Below are 25,242 nucleotides of genomic sequence, written 5' to 3' on the forward strand. Positions count from 1 at the left end.
CTAAAGGAAAAATAAATATGGAAGCAATAAAAATTGGTGATTATAAAAACCCTAAGGTTCATGATTTTGATGTTATTAAAAAAGTGCTGAGCGGAGAGAAAGGCTTATATGAGATTTTAATGCGTAGAAATAATCAAAAATTATATAGAGTTATAAAAAGCTATGTAAATGATGAAGCGCTAATTAAAGATGTCATGCAAAACACATATATAAAAGCCTATGAGAAGCTTCACCAATTTAGAGAAAAATCTCAGTTCTCTACATGGTTAATTAGAATAGGCATTAATGAAGCACTTTACGAATTAAAATCAAATCAAATTAAAAAAACTACTAAACCTTTTATTGAAGCCCCAAAAGATATGAACCCTGAAAAAGCTATTATACAAAGAGAAGCAACATGGGTCTTAGAAAAAGTTATTAGCGAGCTTCCCGAAAAGTATAGAATCATTTATATGCTGAGTGAAGTTGAAAACATGAAAATTAAAGACATTAGTGATTGTTTAAATGTTTCAGTAAGCAATGTTAAAGTAAGGATTCATCGTGCCAAACATATGCTCAAAGATAAGTTATATGAATTATCTCAAAAACCCAATGTTTTTGAATTTGGTTTTGAAAAATGCGACCGCTTAGTCAATAATGTAATGAAAATTCTTTAACTTCGACTATATCAATTTACTTTAAAAATGGCTATAAACAAAAAATCCCGTATTGGTATTAGTGTTATAATATTGATATTCATTACGCTTGTTGTTGTTTTTGGATATAATTATATATATCAAGATCATCGTAATATTGAAACAGAACAGGCAACTTTCTCTTTATCAGCTAATGAAATTAGTGCCGAATTTTCAAAAAACCTTGAAGCATCAGAGAAAAAATATTTGAATAAAACAGTTGAAATTTACGGACTCATTACAGAATTAAATACTATGGATCTAACCTTAAATGACAATGTATATTGTGCTTTTAGTACACCATTTAACACATCATATAATATTGATTCAGAAATAAAAATAAAAGGACGATGCATCGGTTATGACGATTTACTAGAGCAAGTTAAACTAGACCAATGTTCTATTGTAAATTAAATTTAAAAACATACTTGGCTCTTATATAATTAAAAAACAATAATTTATCTCGTTTAATCTTTACTTATATGAAATACTTACTAATCTTTATTTTTTGTTTTCCTTTGCTAACCTATTCCCAGAATGACTTACTTGATGAGATTGATTCAGATCCTACAGGAAAAGAGTATGTCACTGCTGCTTTTAAAGGTTTAAAAATAGTAAACTTTGAATCTACTAAACTCGTTGCCAAAAAAGAGCTTAAACTTGTTGTATCCCATCGATTCGGTAGCATTGAAAATGGTATTGATTCTTTTTTTGGATTAGATGATGCTGTTACGCGTCTAAATTTTGTTTATGGAATTTCGGACGGGTTTAATATTGGAATCTCAAGAAGTTCATTTCAAAAAATTTATCAAGTATCTGTAAAATATAGACTTTTAAGACAAGAAAAAAATGGATTTCCATTTACTATTGTAGGTTTTAATGACTTTTTAATTAATACCGGTTTGGATAAAGATAATTTACCCCTCATTGAATTTAAACACCGACTTAGTTACACAGCTCAATTACTAATATCAAGAAAAATAAACACCAATTTATCAATAGAATTAGCACCTACATTCTTTCATGATAATTATGTTCAAATCGATGGGCAAGATAATTCTCAGTTTGCACTTGGCTTAGGAGGTCGACATAAACTATCTAAACGCTGGTCTGTTAATATAGATTATGGCTGGCATTTAAATAGGGCCAGTAATTCTCCTTTTAAAAACCCATTATCAATTGGTTTTGATCTAGAAACCGGAGGGCATGTATTTCAGTTGCATTTTACCAATACACAAGGTATGAATACCAATACTTTTTTAGGTCAAGGATCTGGAGATTGGGCTGATGGAAATATTTATTTTGGATTTAACTTAAGCAGAGTTTTTTAATACCCTAATGTTATGAAAAACATACTTTTATTACTCACCTTTATTCTTATCGTTTTTTCTAGTTGCACTAATGTTAGCGAAGATGATTTAATAATTAAAACACCTCAACCGGTATTAACGACCTATAATGATGGTGTTAAAACAATTATTGATAATAATTGTATTGCTTGTCATGCAAATCCTCCAATAAATGGCGCTCCAATATCTTTAACTACTTTTAGTGATGTAAAAAACGCTGTGATGAATAGTAATTTAATTGATCGAATTTCCCGTCAAGCCGGAGAAAGTGGAGCTATGCCCTTTGGAGGTCCACGATTACCTCAAAATTTGATTGATCTAATAAAAAAGTGGGAAGACGATGGGTTGTTGGAAGAATAGACCCTTTTTTTCGACTAATTTTTTACCTTATTAATTTTAAAATAACTTATGATATGAAAAAGATTTTTCTTTTAATGACGTTTTTTATTGGCTTAGGGCTATCTGCACAAAGCAAATATTTAACAAAAAAAGGTTCCGTTGCATTTGAAGCCTCAGTACCCTCTTTTGAAGAAGTAAAAGCATCTCATAATTCTGTAACTGCCATAGTAAATTCTGAAAACGGCGAGTTTGCAGCATTAGTTCTGATAAAAGGTTTTCGCTTTAAAAATGCACTTATGGAAGAACATTTTAATGAAAATTATGCAGAGTCCGACACCTATCCTAAAGCAACATTTAAAGGACAAATATTAGATTTTTCTTTAAATAAGTTAAATGCACAAAAGCAATCTTTTTTAATTAATGGGCAATTAACTTTTCATGGAAAGACTAAACAGCTAGATAGTACTAATATAGATATTACCCAAAATGAGGGTCTTATTACAATATCTGGAGCCTTTTTGGCTAATGCGTCAGATTTTGACATTAAAATACCAAAAGTTGTTAAAAATAAAATTGCAAATGATATAAACGTATCTTTCAATTTTAGTCTTAAAAAAAAGTAGCTGTTTTTATTAAGCCTCCCCATGAATCTATAAAACAACAAAAACTTGGACACTCTAAAAACATTACTTTATTTCTCTATTTTTAAATATCCACTTACTGAAGAGGAAATTTATAAATTTTCGCGGTTAACCTCAAAAGAACTAATGCATGAGGAAATTGACTTTTTACTACAAAAAAGCATTATTTATAAATTTGATGGTTTTTATTCAACCATAAACGATATTGCTACGGTACATAGAAGAACTGAAGGGAATCGAATGGCAAAAAATATCATGCCAAAAGCTTTTAGAGTGGCTAAACTTATCACTCAATTCCCATATGTAGAAGGTGTTTCTTTATCTGGAGCTCTATCTAAAGGCTATTATGATAATGACGGGGATATCGATTTTTTTATCATTACTAAACCCAACAGATTATGGATAGCGAGAACACTACTCATTCTATATAAGAAAATATTTTTGTTGAATTCAAAAAAATATTTTTGTGTTAATTATTTTATTAGCAGTAGCAACTTAGAAATTTTTGAGCAAAACAGATTCACTGCTACAGAAGCTATAACGCTTATTCCTGTTTCCGGAAAAGCAGTCTATACATCATTTATTAAAGAAAACCCTTGGACAAAAGATTATTTTCCTAATATAGGCCCTTTTGATTCTTCAACAATAAATGATTATAAAAAAGCATGGTTATCCCTACTCCTGCAAAGGATCTTAAACACTAAAATTGGTGATTTCTTAGATAACTTTTTCAGAAAAATCACTTTAAAAAAATGGCATTCTAAATTTGGACATTTAGAAAAAGATGATTTCGAAATTGCCATGAAGTCTACTAAAAATATTTCCAAGCACCACCCTCAAAACTTTCAAAAAAAGGTTATTGATTTGTTAAACGAAAAATACGATACTATAAGAAAACTGTATAACTTAGACTTACACTCAGAACATGCTTGATATAGTCTTTTCTCATTCTTATTATTATAAATTCGATCAAAAACAATGGAAGAATAAAACACCTTATCCGCCATTAGGCACTATATATGCTGCATCTTACCTTAGAGAACATGGATATACTGTTGATCTTTTTGATGCAAACCTCTTAGATGATCCTAAAACAATTAAACCGTATTTGGAAATACATAAACCGAAAACATTTGTTCTTTACGATGATGGTTTTAATTATCTAACAAAAATGTGCTTAACAACCATGCGTGAAGCCGCCTTTGAGATGATAAAAATTGCCAAAGAAATACATTGCAACGTTATAGTCTGTAGCTCTGATTCTACAGATCATTATGAAAAGTATTTAGATTATGGTGCCGATTTTGTGATTCAGGGAGAAGGAGAAATAACCCTTAAAGAACTAGTCACGGCTCTTGAAAACAATAAAGATACCTCTCTAATACAAGGGATTGTCTTCAAAAATGATGATGGAATTATTAAAAATCCATCCAGAGCAGTCCTAAAGGAATTAGATACACTCCCTTTACCCGCCTGGGATCTGGTTGATATTGAAGCCTATCGGACCATTTGGGAGTCTCATGGAAATAAATTTACTTTAAATATAGCAACAACACGTGGTTGTCCCTATAAATGCAATTGGTGTGCGAAGCCTATTTATGGTAACCGTTACAATTCGCATAGCCCTGAATATATCATAAAACACATAAAATACTTGGTTGAAAAATATCATGTAAACAGCTTTTGGATGTGTGACGATATCTTTGGATTAAAACCAAATTGGGTTCAACAATTTAATAGTAACTTAAAAACCGAAAAGCTTTCTATTTCCTATTATATTCAAAGCAGAGTCGATTTACTTTTAAAAGAAGATACTATTGAGGCTTTAGCCGAGAGTGGACTTCGCGAGGTTTGGGTTGGAGCGGAAAGTGGTTCTCAAGCAATCCTAGACGGCATGGATAAAGGTATTACCGTTTCCCAAATCTATGAAGCGACCCGTCTGCTAAAAGAAAAAAATGTTCGTGTCGCATTTTTTATTCAGTTTGGTTACCTAAAAGAAACTAAAGAAGATATTTATAAAACCATTCGGATGATAAAAACCTTAGTTCCTGATAATCTTGGAATTTCTGTTTCGTATCCTCTACCAGGAACCAAGTTTTATGAAAAGGTTAAAGATGATTTAAAATTAAAAACTAATTGGACGGATTCTGATGATTTGGCTATGTTATTCAAAGGAACATTTAACTCCAGGTTTTATAAAAAACTACATCGCTATGTGCATAAAGAATATCGTAAAAGCCAAGGGGAAGCAAATTTAAAAAAGGTTTTAAAAAACCCTTTTTCTATCACTAAATCTGAATTAAGATCTATACTTTTATATGGTTATTATGTACCATCAGCTTTATTAGATAAAATTATCTTAAAAAACATGGAGCATAATTATGCCTAATGATTTTGATATAGCTGCGAAGAACTATGATAATGTGTTTACATTTTCTAAGATTGGCAGCGCACAACGGCAGCGCGTTTTTAACTATTTAAATCCAATAATTAATACCACTAAAAAGCTTTCTGTACTTGAATTGAACTGTGGTACTGGAGTAGATGCTATAAAACTAGCAAATCTTGGACATCATGTCTTAGCTACAGATGTATCTAAAAGTATGATCGATATAGCAAAGACTAAAGAAACTCCCAAAAATTTAGATTTTAAAATTCAAGATATTAATACCATTTCGAACCAAACTTTTCAAAAACAATTTGACTTGGTTTTTTCAAATTTTGGAGGGTTAAACTGTCTTTCTAAAGTAGAACTGGAAACTTTCATAAAAAAAACTAAAAACCTTCTAACTCCTAATGGAAAGCTAATTTTGGTTATAATGCCTAAATTTTGTCTTTGGGAACGTCTATATTTTTATTTAAAAGGAGACTTAAAAAATGCCAAAAGAAGGCATACTCAAAAAAGTGTTCTAGCTAATGTAGATGGTGCAAAGGTTCCAACATGGTATTACAATCCAAAAGATGTTATATCTTTAGCAAAAACGCAATATAAATCTGAAAGATTAAAACCTATAGGAATAAGTATTCCTCCTTCGTACCTTGAAGGGTCTTTTTTATCTAAAAAGCCTTTTTTAGATATATTGATTGGTATTGAAAAGATCATCGGTTTTTCTTTTATGGCAAAATATGCAGATCACTATTTAATTGAATTGACAAAAAAGTGAGTTTAGTATTAACACATGCTTATTACTTAAATGAAGACCCGAAAGAGTTGCTCATTATGAAACCGTATACGCCTTTAGGGTTATTATATATTTCGTCTTACTTAAATGAAAAAAATGTTGAAAACCATGTTTTTGATTCTACCTTTTATTCTCAGGAAGAACAATTAGCGTTTATTCAAAATAAACAACCTAAAGCTGTAGCTATTTATACCAATTTGATGACCAAAATCAATGTCATTAAACTTATTAAACTGTTAAAAAATGATTCTAAATATGGTTTTCCTAAAATAATTTTAGGTGGACCGGATATTACTTACAATTGCGAAAATTATTTGAACACTGGTGCTCATTTTTTAGTTATAGGAGAAGGAGAACAAACAACTTTGGAATTATATCATGCCATTTTAAACGACAGCAATTATCAAAACATTCCCGGAATTGCTTTTTTAGAAAACACTAGTATCAAGAAAACAGCACCTAGAACTAAAATTAAGGACCTTTCGGAGTTACCCTTACCGAATAGAGAAGCCATTCCTATTGACAAGTATTTAGATACTTGGAAAACCTACCATGGTAAAAGCTCAATGACCGTTAGTACGCAACGAGGTTGTCCTTATACGTGTAAATGGTGTAGTACTGCCGTTTACGGACAAAGCTATAGAAGACGCCCTGCAGATATGGTTGCTGCAGAATTACGGATGCTAAAAGACACTTACAAACCAGATGCTATCTGGTTTGTAGATGATGTCTTCACTGTAAGTCATAAATGGATACAAAGCTTTCATCAAGAAGTAATAAAACAAAATGCTGTTATTCCTTTTGAATGCATTACAAGAGCAGAACGCTTAAATGATGAGATTTTACAGTTATTAAAAGAAGCCGGTTGTTTTCGAATTTGGATCGGTGCTGAAAGCGGATCTCAAAAAATTATTGATGCCATGGATAGACGTGTAGATGTTGATGTTGTAAAAGAAGCTATTCAAAAAACGAATGCTTTAGGTATAGAAACAGGTACATTTATCATGGTTGGCTACCCAGGTGAAGATGAAACGGATATTAATAAAACTATTAGCTATTTAAAAGCAGCTAATCCAACTCATTTCACAATTACAGTGGCGTATCCAATTAAGGGGACTTCTTTATACAATGAGATCAAAGATAAAATAACGGTGCAACCAAATTGGGAAACTTCGACAGATCGCGATATTGATTTTACTAGAACTTATTCTAGAAAATTTTATGATTATGCGGTGAAACGTATTGTAAATGAAGTTAATTCCCATAAAGAGATATCGAAAGGGGAAAATAAAAATTTATTGTTTTTTTTAAAGTTAAAAATAAAATCTGTTTTGGCAAATTTGTTGATGAAAGCTTATGCATAAAAAACAATGTTATATACTTGGATTAACAATAGTTTATTTTATCATAAGCTTAATAGGCATATTACATCATGAAATATGGTTGGATGAAGCTCATCATTGGTTATTAGCAAGAGATAGTTTTAGTTTTAAAGAGTTAATTTATAATACTCGATATGAAGGACATCCTATTCTCTGGAATATCTTACTCTTTTATATTTCAAGGTTAACACTGAATCCTTTTTGGATGCAATTGCTTCATATTTTAATATCGACTGCAGCTATCTTTATTTTTCTAAAAAAAGCTCCATTTTCATGGCTCTTTAAAACCCTTTTCATTTTTGGTTATTTTATCATTTTTGAATATAATATAATTAGTAGAAATTATATGCTAGGAGTTTTATTTCTCTTTTTAGCGTGTAGCCTTTTTAAAGAAAAGGATAGTCGTTTTTCATTTTTATGCTTTTTCCTAGCTATGGCTGCAAATACCCATGCTATATTCGGTATTATTAGTTTTGCTTTTTTTCTAACACTGTTGTATGAAAATTGGCAAAGAAAAATACTTTTTGTAAATAGAACGCATGTTTATGGTTATCTCATTTTTATTATTGGATTTACAATAGCACTTATACAGATAGTTCCGCCTACAGACACCACTTTTTTCGATCATGCAATAACATCTTCATTTAAAGAACGAATGACTCCTGGTTTGGTCTCCTTTTTCAAAGGTCTAATGCCTATTCCAGATTTTAGAACCATTCATTTTTGGAATTCGAATTTACTAGTAAACCTTAACAAGAGTATAAGTGCCATTTTATCAATTGCAGTCTATATCATTCCACTAATATTATTTTATAAGAAAAAAACAGCTTTAGTTTTTATTTATACAGGATTATTTGGAATTCAATTATTCTTCTTTTTTACTAATCTGTCTGCAACGAGATATTTTGGAATAACCTATATATTGTTTATAATAACATTATGGATAAGTAAGGAATATTACCCAAGGTCATCTCAAAATGGTTTTAAAAATATTAGAAATCTTAAAAAAACAATTATTTATAGTATTCTTTTTGTTCAATTTATAGGAGGAATTATAGCCTTTTCAATGGATTTGACGCACTCTTTTTCAAACGGAAAAGACGTTTTTTTAGTTTTAAAAGAAAAAAAAGCGTCCAACTATATGGTCGTTACTACTTTTTGTCAAGGCACTATTATAAGTCCCTATTTAAGAAAAAAAGTGTATTTTTTATGTAGTGAAAGCTATCAAAGTCATTGCCCATGGAATCGAAATAATCAGTTTAGTTTAAACTTATCTAATGAAGAAGTAATGTATAAGCTTTCAAAGCTACTTGATGACAAACCTATTATATTTATTGGAGCTTATAATTTTATAGGTAGTAAAAAAGAACATATTAATATAAAATTATTGAAAAAACTCAACAACTATGTTGTAAGGGGCCTAGACTATCATATTTATGAAATATCAAAAAAATAGTTATATCGATGAAAAATTTAAATATTTTATTTTTTTTACTACTAGCTTCATGTGCAACCGACTCGTATCAAGATTTAGTTAAAGTAGATACTATAATAAATTTAAAGTGGAATAAGGCATATCCTGACGATACAATTAACAAATCTGTAATAGGTTTACAATGGGCTTTATCTTATATTGGAGCAAAGCTTCCTAATTATAATTCCAATCTTACTTTGAATGGAAATATTATTAAAATTGATACTGATAAGTTAGGATTGACTGATAATGCTAAACAAAAATTAACTATTTTAAATAATAATATTAAAAATTCAAATGAATATAAAATAACTTCTTCCGTTGATTTAGGTCGTTATGTTACATTACTCATTGGAGTTTCACAGCATTATTATGAAATTGTAGATGTTCCAAATGAATTAAGCTCTCTATTAGATAAATACACATTAAAACCAGAAAAGGGTTATATTAATAATTCTAATATATCTTTAGAACATAGAATTATTAATTTCTCAGAACAAAGTGAATTTAATCAGCTTTTTATTTCAACAGAAGTAGATCCTGAAAATCAAACTATATTTGAATATGAAACTATAGAAATCTTACCCAATGGACAATTACGTTTTGGTATATTTGACGAAAATGGTTTCCGCAAAAACAATGCTTCCCCATTACACACTAATGCTGGCAAACCTGCAAAGTGTATATGGTGCCACGAATCGGGCATTCAACCATTATTCTCCTTACAAAATGATTTCACAGGGTATTTAACATATTTAGAATTTAGAGATACTTTATTAAATTACAGAAGTTCGCATAATACTAACAAAAATGCCTTATTAGATGGCGTAGGTTTTTCTAATACACAAGAACATACCCTAACCGAGTTATTATATATTTCTTTTATGGAAGCGTCTGCTGAACGATTAAGTTTAGAATGGAATTTACCAATTGAAGAAGTTAAAAATAGGCTTTCTGGAATATCAACACATACTTATGATGAATTTCCTTTTTTAGGGGATTTGTATTATAGAAATGAGATTAGGCCATTTGCTCCCTTTAAAGGACTAGAGGTCTCCTCATCTGTAAGAGAAAAATCCGAAACAGAAGTTAACCATATAAATTAATATGCTTAATAATAAAAAAATAATTGTTGTGTTACCAGCATATAATGCTGAAAAAACTCTTAAAAAAACATATTATGATATTCCATTTGATATTGTTGATGATGTTATTTTAACAGATGACTTTAGTGATGACAAAACCATTAAAATTGCACAAGACATAGGAATAAAACACGTTATAAAGCATGCTAAAAATAAAGGATATGGTGCCAACCAAAAAAGTTGTTATAAAAAAGCTTTTGATTTAAATGCAGATATCATTGTAATGCTACACCCAGATTACCAATACAATCCCAAATTAATTCCGGCTATGTGCACATTAATTGCAAATGACACTTATAATGTCGTTTTCGGATCTCGCATTTTAAATGGGAGTGCCATAAAAAACGGAATGCCAATATATAAGTACACCTTTAATAGATTACTTACTTTTTTTCAAAATATACTAATGAATCAAAAGTTCTCTGAATTCCATACAGGATACCGTTGCTTTAAAGCATCCGTTTTACAACAAGTTCCTTTTGAAAAAAATTCAGATGATTTCATTTTCGATAATCAAATTATAGCACAATTATGCTACATAAATGCATCATTTGGTGAAGTTTCCTGCCCTGCAAAATATGAAAAAGATTCTTCTTCAATAAATTTTATACGAAGTTCTAAATACGGACTTGGAGTACTTAGTGTATCAATAAAATATTTACTACAAAAATTAAAAATTTTCAATTTTAGCATTTTTAAAGGATTATGAAAAATGCAATTAATAATACATACATTGGACTAACTTTTATTTTTATAATATGTAGCCTTTTTATTTACAAGGCATTTTATTTTCCTATACACGATTTTGCTAACTATTACTTTTCTGCCTTTTTTTTAAAAGGCGGTGATTTTACATCTAACATCTATTTCCCTCATTACTTTAATTTAAAAATTGCCGATTTAGACTATCATAATATTTTTGTTAGTTATGCTCCAAATACCCCATTCCTTGCATTATTATTTGTTCCTTTTACTTTATGTACCGTGACCGTTTCCAAACTAATGTTTAATATTTTAGGGCTAATATTATTTCTATACAGTTTAAAAAAACTCTTTGAGGTTTATAAAATTAAAGCACATTATCTGTATATCATCCCATTAGTTTTCTTTATTCCGTTAAAAAACAATTTTCTTTTTGGTCAAACATACTTAATTCTTTTCTTTTTACTTTCTGAAGGTTTTTTAGCTTATAAAAATGAACGTTTTTTTAAAATGAGTTTATTTTGGGGTTTTGCTATTTTACTTAAAGTATTTCCTATAATTCTATTTGGCTTGTTGCTTTTTAAAAAGAAGTATAAAGCGTTTATCTATCTTGGTTTATCATGTGCTCTTTTACTAGGAGCTTCCTTGATTGCAAATGGCTCAGAAGTTTGGGAGTTTTATTTCACATCTGTTTTACCTAAATTCAATAATGGCGAAATTGCAAAAGAATTTGCCCTGAATTATCAATCTATGTTTATGCTATTAAAAGGCATATTTATGTCAAACACTCTAGCATTCTCAATAACGCTCTTACTTTTCAAACTAATAATTATAGTAATTAGTTATTTTTTCACAAGACAAGAAACCTCAGAAATAAAAACCTTTTCTTTTTGGATATTTCTAACCATTTTACTGTCTCCCTATGGAAGCTCGTATTCAAACATTTTGCTACTATTTCTTTTTGTATTTTATTTGAATCACCTAACTTTCGATTATAAAAATATAGTCATCATTTCATTGTTTTTCTTAATTGCGAATATTCCTATTCATTTTTTTGCAAAATTCCCATTGCCTTTTTCTTTTCCAAAATTAGTGTTGTCAATATTGCTTTTTGCTTTTTTGATAGAAAAGAGTTTTAAATACATTCGATGGAAACTAAGTGTGTGTTTTATAAGTTCAATAGTACTTATTGCTATACTATTAAATAATTGGAAAAATCAGAACCAAGATAATTACCCATTGGTAGAGAGCCAACCTATATTAACTTATGACTATACTGTTATTGATGGTCTATTAAACTATATTTATTGGAATCAAAACGGTAAAAATACGCAATCAACTGAAATACGAACAAAAGATATAGATACAAGTCAAGTTTATCTAAAGAGTAATCAAGTGTTTTATAAAAACAAACAACTAACATTTAATAATGATAATAAATTAAAACCAGCTGTCATTAACGATACGACCTTAATTTATCTTTCTGATTTTAAAAGAGGGATTGGTTTTTATCAATTGAGGTACATATCACTTTAACCTAACTAATTATATGGTATTAAAGAATAGTAAAATACTTTCCAGGCTTAAGACTATTTCTCTTTATAGCTTAAGTCAAATTCTAACCGTTTTTTCTGTTCTTTTACTATCATTTATTATTATTAAATATCACAGTACAGAGTTATGGGGTCAATATGCAGAAATATTGATTTGGAGTAATTTTTTTATTCTTTTTCTAGGTTTTGGCAGTCAAGATTTTCTTTTAAAATCTTTTAGTAACTCACCTTCAACAATAAATCAAGATTGGAGTACTAACATTAGTACAAGAAGTTTATTACTAATTCCTAGCATTATTATCATTTATTTTATTCCTATTTTTAAAGGATTAGAAGTTCTAATTTTTGCTTTAATAGGAATACAATTTATTAATCAATCATTTAAAGTCTTAATTTTATTTAATAAAGACTTTAAATTTAGTATTTGGGTAGAATTCGTATACAACCTAATCATACTCTTTACTTGTTTATCCATTATAAATACCTTAGATATAAAAAGCCTACTACTTATTATAAGTAGCTGTCAAATTATTAAACTTATATGCTATTTTTTTTATTACCATAAAGAGTTTACTAGTATTTCATATCGAGTTAAATTTAATATCATTAAGCAATCTCTTCCTTTTTTTATTCCATTGGCAGTTGGTACTATTCGTGTAAAAGTCGATGCCTATTACGGCACCTATTTTTTTAATTTTAGTACATTAAGTAAATATCAGGTGTTTATAAGTTTTCTTGCACTTGCGCAAATGGGAAGTTCTTTTTTTTTAAATCCTTTTTTAAAAAATTTTTACCGATCTAAAGATTCATTAATATTAAAATTAAAAAAACGTTTATTTTGGTATGGATGGCCATTCGCCTTAATGATTACTCTAGGAATGTATATCGTTATTGAGTATATATATGAATTACATTTTACTAACTTACAATACTTTCTTGCTTTTATTTATATAATCCCAGTTCTTATACACGTTTTAATTGTTAATGAATATTATAAAAAAAATATGCAATCCAGTATTGCTATTATTGCTTCTATTTTAGCTATTTTTCAAATTATTTCTGGGTATTATTTAATAAAACTATGGGGAATAAACGGTGCTCTTATTCTAAAAACTTTGGGACAATGGGCTATTATACTTACCCTTTGGTTTTGGATTAAAAAAAAACCGATAATGATTAATAATGGATAAAAAAATACTTGGGATATCTGCATTTTACCACGATTCTGCGGCTACACTTATTATGGGTGGAAACATTATAGCTGCAGCGCAAGAAGAGAGATTTACTAGAGAAAAACACACCCCAGATTTCCCAATTAATGCTATAAAGTATTGTTTGGAAGAAGCAGGATTAAGTATTAACGAGCTTGACGCCATCATTTTTTATGATAAGCCATTACTTAAGTTCGAACGATTATTACAAACATATTATGCATTTGCACCAAAAGGTCTTATTTCATTCTTAAAAGCTATACCCATATGGCTTAATGAAAAAATGTTTCTTAAAAAATTAATATATAATGGTTTAAAAGAAATTGATGAATATGACAAGAAAAAAGTAAACTTACTATTTTCTGAACATCATTTATCTCACGCAGCAAGTGCATTCTTCCCTTCCCCATATAAAAATGCGGCTATTTTAACTATTGACGGAGTTGGTGAATGGTGTACTGCATCTATTGGTATTGGTGAAGGGAATAATATTAAAATACTAAAAGAAATGGAGTTCCCACACTCTGTGGGCTTATTATATAGTGCTTGTACTTACTATCTAGGATTTACCGTTAACTCAGGCGAATATAAAGTAATGGGTTTGGCTCCTTACGGCAACCCAAAATCCAACGAGTTTACCAAATTTGTTGAACTTATTAAAACGGTTCTTATTGATATCAAACAAGATGGTTCGATATGGTTAAATCAGTCATATTTTAATTATGCTACTGGTCTAAGAATGGCAAAAGACAAAAAATGGGAAAGTCTATTTGGTTTTACAAAAAGAGACCCGGAAACAAAATTGTATCAGCATCATTGTAATTTCGCGTTGGCAATACAGAGGGTAACCGAAGAAATTGTTTTAAAAATGGCTAGAGAAGCAAAAAAAGTTACGAGGTCAGATTACTTATGTTTGGCGGGTGGTGTAGCACTAAACTGTGTTGCGAATGGAAAATTACTAAAAGAAAATATTTTTAAAAATATCTATATTCAACCTGCATCAGGAGATGCTGGAGGCTCACTAGGAGCAGCATTTACAGCTTATTTTAAGTACTTTGATGGAAAACGAGGTATAATTCATAATGAAGACAAAATGCTTGGGTCATATCTAGGTCCAGAATTTTCTGAAAAAGAAATAGAGCTAATGAATCGTAAAGTTAAAGCAGTCTATAAAAAAAAGAAAGACTTCTCTCAACTTACCGATTTAGTGGCACAAAAAATAGCAAATGGTAATGTAATAGGGTGGTTTCAGGGTAGAATGGAGTTTGGTCCCAGAGCTTTAGGTAATAGGAGTATTATAGCTGACCCTACTAACCCTGAAATGCAGAAAAAATTAAACCTTAAAATTAAATATAGAGAAGGCTTTCGTCCGTTTGCGCCATCCGTATTAGCCGAAGATGCGACTAAGTATTTTGACATTCTTAATGATGCTCGGTATATGCTCACTACAACATCAATAAAAGACGAGTTGAGAAGTAATCTTCCTGTTGATTACCATAATATGCCTTTATTAGATAAATTATATTACAAAAGGAGTATTGTTCAATCCATAACACATTTAGACTTTTCTGCTAGAGTACAAACCGTTCATAAAGAAACTAATTATCGATATTGGCAACTAATACAAGCTTTTAAAAAGCATACTGGATTTGGACTTGTAATAAATACTAGTTTTAATGTGAGAGGAGAACCAATTGTTTGTAATCCTTATGACGCATATAGATGTTTTATGAGTACTGAAATGGATTATTTGGTAATTGGTAATTTCGTTTATAGTAAAACCGAACAACCCAATTGGCAAAATAAAGAGAAATGGCGTGTTAGATTTAAAAAAGATTAAAATTAAAACATTAATTTTACTTATAGCATAATATAAAAATTATGGAATTTTTAAAAGATTTATGGCTCTTTATGAAGGAGCGAAAAAAATTCTGGTTGGCTCCTATAATTATAGTGCTTTTATTTCTTGGAATACTAATAATATTTGGTGGCAGTAGTGCTGTTGCTCCATTTGTTTATTCTCTATTTTAAAAAAGGAAATATGAAAAAGTACACACCAGAACCTTTTAGAACTATACTTATTATAACGATAGGCTTCCTAATCGTGCATTTAATCACCAAATTAGCATGGATTCTTTTTGTAGCTTTAACTATAGGATTTCTAGGAGCTATATCTAAAACTCTGGCAAAAAAGATAGACTATTTATGGATTAAACTTACCTGGGTTTTGAGTATGATTGTTCCAAACATTTTATTGACAATTATTTTCTATATGCTATTATTCCCAATTGCTTTATTATCAAGATTTTTTGGCAATAGTGATCCTTTAAAGTTAAAAAACAATCATTCTAGCTTATTTATCGATGTTAATAAGAAATTTGATAAATCTTCATTTAAAAAAACCTGGTAAAAATTTAAAACAACTCGTTTTTTCTATTCTATAAGATGTTTATCCTTTAAATATTTTAATAATAAATGTGAAACGACATGATTACCCTCAACAGTCCAATGTTGCTCTAAAGGGTTATAGAGTTTTTTCCCTTTCCTTGTTTCAGAAAGCAATTCTGGTAGTAAATCAATCATATACCAATTATTTTTTTTTGCAAACGCCATCAATTTATCGTTTGGTAATGTTCTTATATATGTTACTTTGCTTCCATCAGCATTCTCCATAACAGAAGACCATAGTTCATCTTCGACCTGAACAATCGAAGGTGCTATAGCAAAAACTATTGGAACTCTTTTTTCTTTAATAAAATTAGATATATTAAATAACATGCGTTCCATAGTCTTATACATGACTTCTGTTTCTGTGGAGGGTTCAGAGCGACATAAATACAATTCTGGTGGTGTATAAGAATAAGCTTTAGATTCATCTTTCTTAAAAAACCTATCTCGTATTGTATATATTCTTGTTCTAATGAAATGATATATATGTAATTTATGATAAAATCTATCTGAAGGCTTTGATATTATTTCTTTAATTGGAGGAGGTACAGGTTGTAATTTAACCTCCTGATTTTCTTCATTCCATAAAGCCAATGGTCGAGTATATATTGAATTTGAAGAAGGCCAATTAGTATCTTTAACATTATCTGTAAAATCATTCCGAATATAGATAACCGAAATTATAAGATCTGGATTGATTACGTTAAACCATTTTTGTAATTGTAGATATTCCTGAACTTGCCCATAACCATTAACCCCAAAATTTAATACTGATGTATTCACTAAATTCTGTTCCATGATTTCTGTAAAAACATCATCATCTTTAACGGATATATTGCTAACAAAAGAATCTCCTAACACCAAAATTTTTTCGCCTCGGTCGTCAGATAATGGATTATCTCGAAAACCCATACTATTTATTTTGATAGAATGGTGTGCTTCTCCTGGATAAACTATAGTTCCTTTTTTATTTGGTATAAATTTCCAACCTAAAACCTCATCATGCTCATACATATTATCATGTTGAGTTATTTGAGGATAAAAAAAACGGAAACAAATTTCTACTACTAAAAAAATAAAAACACTAAATACTATTAATAAAAGTATATTTTTTTTCATATTCTAAAGACAGATTATCATTGTTACTTCGCATATCTCTATAGGAGTATTAATAAATACCTCTTAAAATTATCTTTACCAATATGTTCCTTAGTTTTTTCCTATCATTATTATATGGTGAAATAAAAGCTACTAAAACTATAATACCCGCATCTAAGAAGAGTTTAGCTATTTCTTAACCCTTCTGATGTTTTCGGATCTATCCTTTTTTTGTAAATGATAAATCAGTATTAACTCTACTCCTAATAGCATCTCCATCTAATATGTAGGTAAGAAAACCTGAATCTAATAGCCTTTTTTCTAAAGCATTTGCCAATGTAGACTTACCAGAACCAGATAAACCAGTAAACCAAATTACACATGAGTTTTGATTTTTTAGATTCACTTTGGTCAATCGAGTATCATAATAGTCTTCTTTGTTTATACTATTAGTCATTAACTTTTCTTTTCAAAATGTATACCCATTTTAGAAAATATCAATATCAACTAAATATAATAGATTATTCAGAAATATTGTAACCCAAACTGCTTAATCTTAATTTGTATATTTGATTTACAAAAATCAAATAACAAAGATGTCTATAAAAAATGTAATTGTTGTTGGGTTTCCAAAAAGTGGTACGACATGGGCTAGTAGATTGATAGCTGAATTAATACAATGCCCTTTACGTGGTGATTGGGGTTATAAGGACATTGACTGTCCATATAAGGAGGGGTTAGAAAGAGATTCTCAATTTCAATGTTATAAATCTCATCATACATATGACGAGATTAACACAGTATCCCCTTTAACGATTTATAAAATCATTTATATTATAAGAGACCCTCGTGATATAGTGCTCTCTGGAATTAATTATTTTAGCTTTTCAATACCTCAGCTTGCTTTTCTCAAGAATAAGAAAACTCAAACAATTGAACGGTTTACAAGAAAAATAATTAATAGATTTTTGCCAAAAAAAGAAAAAAAAAAGCAGATGATTAATACTGTTTTACAAGGAGATGAAAGTATAAATTATTGGTTTAAAGTTTCTTGGGAAAAACATCATAAAAACTATTTAAGCAAAGATATTCTTTTTGTTAGATATGAAGATTTATTAGACTTTGGAGAAACAGAATGTACCAAAATAATGAGCTACTTAGATATAGAGACTACTCAAGAGCACATATATAATAGTATTAAAAAACAATCATTTAAAAAACGAAAACAAGAAATACTAAATCAACGTAATCATCCACTTAAAAAACTAATTAGAAAAGGTTCTTATGGATATTGGAAAGAAGAATTTACAAAAGATGAAACATATTTATTTAAAAAAAATATTAAAGATTCCAACCATTTTTATGAATTCTAAAAATATTATTCTAATCATTAAGTTTTTGAATAAAAAAACACTGTTTATAATTTTAACTTAAACTAAAAGCCTAAATTTATCATAAAAAGTTTAAAACTTCTCGGGCTAATTACGAAATTAATCAAGCAAATTGTTTTTCTAAACAAAATATTTCATTATGGTTAATTATTTAGAACAAATCAATAAGCTAATGCTTCCAGGTAATTATCTGTTTCCTCCAAAATGGATAGTACTGGGTGTAAATAATGTATGCAACCTACATTGCAAAATGTGTGATGTAGGCACAAAAAATTTAGAAAGCAATTTTGCTCAAAATTTAGTAGGTACACACCCTATTAATATGCCCAAAGAGCTCATTGAAAGAATTATTGATCAAGTGGCATTATTTTATCCTAAAACAAAATTAGGCTATGGTTTTACTGAGCCATTGGTATATCCTTTATTAATAGAATCTCTTAGATATGCTAATACTAAAAATTTATTTACTTCAATTACAACAAATGCCTTAACTCTTAAATATAAGGCAAAAGAGCTTGTCGATACTAATTTAAATGAGCTATACATATCACTTGATGGTCCTCAAGATATACACAACGAAATACGGGGTCATAAAAAATCTTTTCAAAAAGCTATTGAAGGTATTGAAGAATTATTAAAATACGGAAAACCTCCAACTATTTCTGTTTTTTGTGTTATTACAGAGTGGAATATTGGTTACTTAAATGAGTTCGCTAACTTTTTTAAAGAATACCCATTGAAACAATTAGGTTTTATGCACACCAACTTTACTCCTCCTGAAATAGCGAGTTTGCATAATCAAAAATGGAAAGATTCATACCCAGCAACCGACTCTAATGTTGATGAAATTAATATAGATAATATGGATTTAGAGCTGCTGTGGGATGAAATAAATGATATTAAATCCAGCTCTTTTAATTTTCCTATTAATTTTTCTCCAAGCATAAATTCAAAAGAACAATTGTTAACTTTTTATAAAAACCCTGAAAAACAAATAGGAAAAAAATGTAATGATATTTTCAATAATATTATGATAAAATCTGATGGTAGTGTTATTCCTGCTCATGGCAGGTGTTATAATTTAGATATTGGAAATATTTACGACAAAAACATAAAAGATATATGGCATTCTTCTATTTTAAGCAAATTTAGAACTGATTTGCAGAAAGCTGGAGGGTTATTCCCAGCTTGTAGCAGATGCTGTAGTATCGCATAATCACTATGAAAAATAAAATTATAATTTTCAATCCAAGAAGTGCAAATGCAAAACACCGCATTCCAAATTCCATTTTACAAATCGGTGCTTCTATACATGGAAAGTATGACTACGTTTTTGTAGATGGTAATTTAGAACGTGATCCCCTAAAAAAAATTAAAAATTATTTTGATTCAGGAGAATTCAAATATTTTTGTTCTACGGTTATGCCTGGACCACAATTAAAACAGGCTATACCGTTTACTAAAAAAATAAAAGAATTATTTCCAGAATGTATTACTATTTGGGGAGGCTATTTTGCTTCCAATCAATTTAAAGTTTGCATAGAAGCTAACTTTGTAGATTATATTGTGAATGGCCCTGGAGATGTAGCCTTTCCATCTCTTTTAGAAGCATTAGAAAGTGACAATTTTAATACCATAAAAAATATAAAAAACGTTATTTATTTAGATAATGATAACCATATAATTCAAACTCCAAAGGAGAAGTTACTTGACCAAGACACCTTAGCACCTCTTCCTTATCTTCACCTTAACAAATTCTACGACCTTAAGCATTATTTGAGTAAAACCTTTCTTGGTACAAAAACATTTTCTTATCATTCCAGTTTAGGCTGCCCATTTACCTGTTCATTTTGTGCCGTTGTGCCAATCTATAATGGTAGATGGAAAGCTAAATCTGCACAAACCGTATATAATGATGTCAAATATTTTAAAGATAAATATGGTATAAATGCCATAGAATTTCATGACAACAATTTCTTCACCTCTAAAAAACGTGTCATTGAATTTTCCAACCTAGTCATGAATGACAATATTATATGGTGGGGAGAAGGAAGAATAGATACTATTAATAAATATAGTGATGATGATCTTATAACCATGAAAAAAGCAGGTTGCAAAATGATATTTTTAGGGGCAGAAACGGGCAATGATGAAATCTTAAAACAAATGAACAAAGGTGGAACGCAAACTGGTCAAAGTATTAAAGACTTTGCTAAACGTTTAGCTCCTATTGGAATAATCCCCGAATTTTCATTCGTTTTAGGAATGCCTGCTGATTCGCCAAAGCAAGTTATGGACCAAATTAATTGGGATATTGAGTTTATTAAAGAAATAAAAAAAATCAATCCGAATTCAGAAATAATAATCTATCTCTATAGCCCTGTTGCCACAGAAGGTTCAGAATTATATGAACAAATTCAAAGTGCTGGGTTTAACTTTCCTAAAAAATTAGAAGACTGGCTCAATCCTGAATGGGAGAAATTCGACCTTCGTAAAAACCCTTTAACACCATGGTTAACACCAGAAATGGTTGATAAAATAAAAAATTTTGAAACCGTTCTTAACGGGTATTACCCCACTGCCTCAGATTTTAGAATAAAAGGTTATAAAAAACGCTTATTAAAATTAGTTTCTGGGTATCGATTTAAATATGGTTGGTATAAATTTCCATATGAAATAAAAGTTTTACATAAAATATGGAAATACCGCCAACCAGAAATTCAGGGCTTTTATTCAGAATAATGATATCTTTAAGAAATCTAATAAAACGAATTACAAACCCTTTATTAAAAACTGGTTTAAGGTTCTATTATCGTAAACCCAGAAAATATAATTACGACGGGATTAGCGTCATGGTTCACCCTGATGTTTTCCCACCTCATTTAACTTTTAGTACAAAAATTTTACTAGATTATATATCTAATATAGACTTAAAAGGAAAAAGTATACTAGAATTAGGTTGTGGAAGTGGCATTATATCCTTACTTGCAAGCAAAAAAGGTGGCAACGTAATTGCAACTGATATTAACAAAACAGCCCTAGAATATCTTCAAAAAGCTTCAATTGAAAACAATTTAACTGTAAACTGTATTTATTCTAACCTTTTTGACAACCTAAATTCATACACCTTTGATTATATAATTATTAATCCTCCTTACTATCCAAAACACCCAAAATCTATCGAGGAACAAGCTTGGTTCTGTGGGACAGATTTCAATTACTTTAAGAATTTATTTAAGCAATTATCTAATCGATTAAACGATAAAAATATTTTAATGATTTTGTCTATTGATTGCGATTTAAAAAGTATTAAAAATATAGCAAAAAGAAATAATTTAAAACTAACATCTATTTTTGAAAAGAAAATTTTTGGTGAACATAACTTTATTTTTAAAATTACACCAATCATATAAAATACTAAAAGGGTACTCCCTCTAAGTTGTTAAATAATTTTAGTAAAAATGTTTATCCTTTTTCTATTATTTTTTTACTAAAAATTTTAATTCTTTGATTTCTTCTGATTGCTTTTTCAATTCCAAACCTTGTTTTATTATTAATTTTATTTTGTTCAATAAACCTTTAACAAGAAATGATAATTGTGATACAAAAAGCCATACTTAAACCAAACGCCTATTGTAAATCGTATATTTGTTTAAAAAGGATATTATATAATTTTAAATCCCAAAATGCTATGAACCTTAAAAACTTTATTTATTTATGTACTGTTGTATTAGTATTTAATTGCTCTAACGGGAGTGACGATACAGTATCTCAACCAGATCCAAATGCAAAAATCACTTACAATGCGAATGTAAAAAGCATTATAGCCAGTAATTGCTTACAATGTCATGGAAATCCAACAGCAAATGGCGCTCCTTTTTCTTTAGTGACTTATACGCAAGTAAAGAGTAAAATAGATGACATATTACCCCGGATTAACAGTGCTTCTAGCCCTATGCCTCCTACAGGACAAATGTTATTTAAAAATATAGAGCTTATTCAAAAATGGAAAGACGATGGTCTTTTAGAAAATTAATTTTATGTGCATTTTCTACTAATACCAATTGAAAAAAAAGAAGATGTCCAAAAAGTCTTTAGACATCCGTTCGAGTACGATCGCTAATTATTTAACATCATAATTTTTAAGACATCTCGACTTTGAGCCTGTCTTGAACGAAGTTGAAAGGCTCGATGGGACAACTTTTAGTTTCAAATATTTTTATATACCTTCTATTAATATTGAAACTACTTGAATTTCTACTTTTTAATAAATTTACTTGTCATTTCTTTAGTATCTGTCTTTATTTTAAGAAAATAAAAACCATTAGAAAGTCCAGAAACTTCAATACTATTTTTAGTCATTTTTAAATTAGACATGATTTCCTTACCACTAATATCATAAATCTGATAAGCTCTTATAGCCTCATTATTATCTAAAGAAATATTTAAATAATCTTGTACTGGGTTGGGAATAATCTTGAATCTATTATCAGATTTGGATAAGTCGGTAGTACTCAAAATACCATTGCTTACATAAACACCATAATCATCTGCACGTTGTGCCCGGCCGTTTCCACACATAACAGGAGATTTATCATATTCTGAAATAACGCGCATTCTTAATATGGTATTACGAACAGCAGTATCAGGAGGCGTCACACTAACCGATGGTTGCCCACTACTATTTTCTGCAATATTATCCGCTAGAACTTTTTCATTAATACCGTTGCTATTAGATGTATCAAAACTCCCACTATTGTCCCAATCAATCCAAACCTCTAAATATTGCCCCCCACCGGGTCTAGACTTATAATTAACATTTAAATCATAAGTAGTACCTACATTAACCGCTGTACTTTTAATACAAATAAAGTCCTGCAAAGCATTATCAGGAATAAAAGTAGTTGTCATATTATTTAAAGTATTAAAAGAAATATTGGTAACTCCATTATTAAAATTACCATCATTATTAGTGCTAGAAATAGTGCATGCCCCTGTAACAGTCGCCGAACTAACAATAATATGATCCGCTTTAGTTAAACTTTTTCTTCCCTGTGGATTTGTTACTGAAAGTGTAACACCATACGTACCTAAATTATTAAAAGTAATGGTTGGGTTTTGGTCTGTAGAAGTATAGGGAGTGTCTACACCATTATCAAAAGTCCAGAGAAATGTCACATCATCATATCCTTCATTAGTATAAGAGTTTGGAGTACAAGTAGATACATCAGTAAATGCTAATGTACTTCCCAAGCATATACTTGTTCCTTCAGAAATAAAATCAACAGTAGCCGTTGCAGGTGGTGTTAATGCAGGACTTGTTAGAAAAGAAGCTCGACGCCCATTCAACGCATCTCTAGCCACCGCTCTTTGTCCACCGGTAAATTCTGTAGCGCAACCGGTATAATCCATATAATTGTGCATATGATCTTGGTGCGTTCCTGTATTTCTTCTAAATCCTGTATCAGGATTTGTCACCTGATTAAATGTAGGATCACAGGTATTAGCATCGTTATTATCACAATCACGGTAAATGGATGGGTCTATTCCAGAAGTCCTAACATGCTCTGGTGTATCAGTAATGCCATCATCACCACATGTATTAGTATCTGGATCATCCCCATTAAAAGTATGCGGTAAATTAAACGCATGCCCCATTTCATGTGCCCATGTAGAAGAAGATTCATTTAAATAAGAACAAATTAAAACAACCGAACCGTCATAAGGTCTTCCATGAGCAGACGCAAAATAAGCATAGCCACCAGTATATGAACCTCCGCTATAACAATTATTATTATCGATTTCATCAACTATCCAAACATTATAGTATTTTGTAGGGTTCCAGATACTATATTCTTTAAGGGAATTTACGCCTCCTCCAGATGAATAATCGTCTATACCTCCAGATTCTTCACTGTTAACACCATCACTAACATAAGCAGGAACGCCGCTCATATCTACACGGTCTATCCCATTTGTACAGTTTCCACTTTCATCCTGTATAGCTAAAGCAAATTCAATTTTCATATCCACACCGTCTCCATTGCCTTTCGAATCTGCTATTTTTCTCCAATAATTATTTAAATATTTAATACCTCTTCTTACATCTTCATCAGAAATATTAGTACCCGTCCCTACTGCTTCTCCTTTATGCATAACATGGACAACTACCGGTACTTGCATAATACCATTAACTGATCTTTTCTGTTGATTACCAACCCTTTGTATAGATTGAATGGTTTGTTTATGACGCGCTTTATATTGCGCATCATTTTTCATTTTTTTATTATGAAAGAAATCCGTTCCACAAAAATCAGGATTAATTGCATTGTCTTTAACTTCAGGAATTTCTTTTTCTGAATTATTAGACGAGCTTAAAGGTTTAAGTGTTTGTCCACTAACGCTGAAACTAAAAAAAAGAATAGTGAAAACTATTAACAAAAAGCAATAGTTTGTTCTCATACGATTTGGGTTTTATTGAATTAGGCTTAACGAATATATTAGATTATTACATTTAAAATATATGAAATAACTGTAAAATCGATGAAATACATTTTTATATTTCAATTTATAGAGTTAACAGGCATATTCATCAAATCTCAGATTCTTTACATTAAAAATTTGATAAAACCAAAGTTCGCTTTAATTACAAT

General features: G+C 29.7%; 24 protein-coding genes and 1 pseudogene. 22 read left to right on the forward strand and 3 right to left on the reverse strand.

Features of this window, described 5'->3' with window-relative positions:
* Positions 1-17: 17 nt before the first annotated feature.
* The 17 genes from Q4Q47_RS02160 to Q4Q47_RS02240 all read left to right on the forward strand — a co-directional run bounded on the left by Q4Q47_RS02160 (position 18) and on the right by Q4Q47_RS02240 (position 16,062).
* Entirely contained in the window at positions 18-656 is a 639-nt protein-coding gene (locus Q4Q47_RS02160) for a sigma-70 family RNA polymerase sigma factor (protein WP_303305013.1), read from the forward strand.
* 27 nt (positions 657-683) lie between these two features.
* A complete protein-coding gene (locus Q4Q47_RS02165; protein WP_303305014.1) occupies positions 684-1,088 on the forward strand; it encodes an OB-fold protein in 405 nt (134 codons plus the stop codon).
* Between the two features lie 68 nt (positions 1,089-1,156).
* Positions 1,157-2,005 (forward strand): DUF5777 family beta-barrel protein, encoded by an 849-nt coding sequence (locus tag Q4Q47_RS02170; RefSeq protein ID WP_303305015.1) that lies wholly within the window; start codon positions 1,157-1,159, stop codon positions 2,003-2,005.
* A gap of 12 nt (positions 2,006-2,017) precedes the next feature.
* A complete protein-coding gene (locus Q4Q47_RS02175; RefSeq protein WP_303305016.1) occupies positions 2,018-2,383 on the forward strand; it encodes a hypothetical protein in 366 nt (121 codons plus the stop codon).
* Between the two features lie 53 nt (positions 2,384-2,436).
* Entirely contained in the window at positions 2,437-2,985 is a 549-nt protein-coding gene (locus tag Q4Q47_RS02180; protein ID WP_303305017.1) for a YceI family protein, read from the forward strand.
* A gap of 45 nt (positions 2,986-3,030) precedes the next feature.
* Complete coding sequence (locus Q4Q47_RS02185; protein WP_303305018.1) at positions 3,031-3,936, forward strand: nucleotidyltransferase domain-containing protein; 906 nt, start codon at positions 3,031-3,033, stop codon at positions 3,934-3,936.
* Positions 3,929-5,392, forward strand: coding sequence for a B12-binding domain-containing radical SAM protein (locus tag Q4Q47_RS02190; RefSeq protein WP_303305019.1), 1,464 nt, complete (start codon positions 3,929-3,931; stop codon positions 5,390-5,392). The genes Q4Q47_RS02185 and Q4Q47_RS02190 overlap by 8 nt, the downstream gene beginning before the upstream one ends.
* A complete protein-coding gene (locus Q4Q47_RS02195) occupies positions 5,385-6,167 on the forward strand; it encodes a class I SAM-dependent methyltransferase (protein ID WP_303305020.1) in 783 nt (260 codons plus the stop codon). Before Q4Q47_RS02190 ends, Q4Q47_RS02195 begins: the two co-directional genes overlap by 8 nt.
* Positions 6,164-7,549, forward strand: coding sequence for a B12-binding domain-containing radical SAM protein (locus Q4Q47_RS02200; RefSeq protein WP_303305021.1), 1,386 nt, complete (start codon positions 6,164-6,166; stop codon positions 7,547-7,549). The genes Q4Q47_RS02195 and Q4Q47_RS02200 overlap by 4 nt, the downstream gene beginning before the upstream one ends.
* The gene (locus tag Q4Q47_RS02205; RefSeq protein ID WP_303305022.1) at positions 7,542-9,023 is read left to right on the forward strand and encodes a hypothetical protein; all 1,482 of its coding nucleotides are present in this window, start codon (positions 7,542-7,544) and stop codon (positions 9,021-9,023) included. The genes Q4Q47_RS02200 and Q4Q47_RS02205 overlap by 8 nt, the downstream gene beginning before the upstream one ends.
* Before the next feature lie 8 nt (positions 9,024-9,031).
* Positions 9,032-10,147, forward strand: coding sequence for a hypothetical protein (locus tag Q4Q47_RS02210; protein WP_303305023.1), 1,116 nt, complete (start codon positions 9,032-9,034; stop codon positions 10,145-10,147).
* Position 10,148: 1 nt separating this feature from the next.
* Entirely contained in the window at positions 10,149-10,895 is a 747-nt protein-coding gene (locus Q4Q47_RS02215; protein ID WP_303305024.1) for a glycosyltransferase family 2 protein, read from the forward strand.
* Complete coding sequence (locus tag Q4Q47_RS02220) at positions 10,892-12,424, forward strand: glycosyltransferase family 87 protein (RefSeq protein WP_303305025.1); 1,533 nt, start codon at positions 10,892-10,894, stop codon at positions 12,422-12,424. Before Q4Q47_RS02215 ends, Q4Q47_RS02220 begins: the two co-directional genes overlap by 4 nt.
* A gap of 13 nt (positions 12,425-12,437) precedes the next feature.
* Complete coding sequence (locus Q4Q47_RS02225; RefSeq protein ID WP_303305026.1) at positions 12,438-13,631, forward strand: MATE family efflux transporter; 1,194 nt, start codon at positions 12,438-12,440, stop codon at positions 13,629-13,631.
* On the forward strand, positions 13,624-15,492 hold the full coding sequence (locus Q4Q47_RS02230) for a carbamoyltransferase family protein (protein ID WP_303305027.1): 1,869 nt from the start codon (positions 13,624-13,626) through the stop codon (positions 15,490-15,492). Before Q4Q47_RS02225 ends, Q4Q47_RS02230 begins: the two co-directional genes overlap by 8 nt.
* 41 nt (positions 15,493-15,533) lie before the next feature.
* Positions 15,534-15,683, forward strand: a complete 150-nt coding sequence (locus tag Q4Q47_RS02235; protein ID WP_303305028.1) for a DUF5989 family protein — start codon at positions 15,534-15,536, stop codon at positions 15,681-15,683.
* A 10-nt stretch (positions 15,684-15,693) separates the two neighbouring features.
* Positions 15,694-16,062, forward strand: a complete 369-nt coding sequence (locus tag Q4Q47_RS02240; RefSeq protein ID WP_303305029.1) for a hypothetical protein — start codon at positions 15,694-15,696, stop codon at positions 16,060-16,062.
* Positions 16,063-16,085: 23 nt separating this feature from the next.
* Here the strand turns inward: Q4Q47_RS02240 and Q4Q47_RS02245 are convergent, their stop codons facing one another.
* Both Q4Q47_RS02245 and Q4Q47_RS02250 read right to left on the reverse strand, forming a co-directional pair.
* The gene (locus tag Q4Q47_RS02245; RefSeq protein ID WP_303305030.1) at positions 16,086-17,219 is read right to left on the reverse strand and encodes an SGNH/GDSL hydrolase family protein; all 1,134 of its coding nucleotides are present in this window, start codon (positions 17,217-17,219) and stop codon (positions 16,086-16,088) included.
* Between the two features lie 49 nt (positions 17,220-17,268).
* Positions 17,269-17,655: pseudogene (locus Q4Q47_RS02250) on the reverse strand (adenylyl-sulfate kinase).
* 139 nt (positions 17,656-17,794) lie between these two features.
* On the opposite strand from Q4Q47_RS02250, the gene Q4Q47_RS02255 reads away from it, so the two are divergent.
* The 5 genes from Q4Q47_RS02255 to Q4Q47_RS02275 all read left to right on the forward strand — a co-directional run bounded on the left by Q4Q47_RS02255 (position 17,795) and on the right by Q4Q47_RS02275 (position 22,625).
* Positions 17,795-18,571 (forward strand): sulfotransferase domain-containing protein, encoded by a 777-nt coding sequence (locus Q4Q47_RS02255; RefSeq protein WP_303305031.1) that lies wholly within the window; start codon positions 17,795-17,797, stop codon positions 18,569-18,571.
* A gap of 157 nt (positions 18,572-18,728) precedes the next feature.
* A complete protein-coding gene (locus Q4Q47_RS02260; protein WP_303305032.1) occupies positions 18,729-19,805 on the forward strand; it encodes a radical SAM protein in 1,077 nt (358 codons plus the stop codon).
* 5 nt (positions 19,806-19,810) lie between these two features.
* The gene (locus Q4Q47_RS02265) at positions 19,811-21,331 is read left to right on the forward strand and encodes a B12-binding domain-containing radical SAM protein (RefSeq protein ID WP_303305033.1); all 1,521 of its coding nucleotides are present in this window, start codon (positions 19,811-19,813) and stop codon (positions 21,329-21,331) included.
* Positions 21,286-22,002, forward strand: a complete 717-nt coding sequence (locus Q4Q47_RS02270) for a methyltransferase (protein ID WP_303305034.1) — start codon at positions 21,286-21,288, stop codon at positions 22,000-22,002. Before Q4Q47_RS02265 ends, Q4Q47_RS02270 begins: the two co-directional genes overlap by 46 nt.
* Positions 22,003-22,280: 278 nt before the next feature.
* Entirely contained in the window at positions 22,281-22,625 is a 345-nt protein-coding gene (locus Q4Q47_RS02275) for a hypothetical protein (RefSeq protein ID WP_303305035.1), read from the forward strand.
* A gap of 221 nt (positions 22,626-22,846) precedes the next feature.
* On the opposite strand, the gene Q4Q47_RS02280 is transcribed toward Q4Q47_RS02275, so the two are convergent.
* Positions 22,847-25,051 (reverse strand): T9SS type A sorting domain-containing protein, encoded by a 2,205-nt coding sequence (locus Q4Q47_RS02280; RefSeq protein WP_303305036.1) that lies wholly within the window; start codon positions 25,049-25,051, stop codon positions 22,847-22,849.
* Positions 25,052-25,242 lie beyond the last annotated feature (191 nt).

This window comes from Flavivirga spongiicola, assembly GCF_030540825.1.
Taxonomy (GTDB): Bacteria; Bacteroidota; Bacteroidia; order Flavobacteriales; family Flavobacteriaceae; genus Flavivirga; species Flavivirga spongiicola.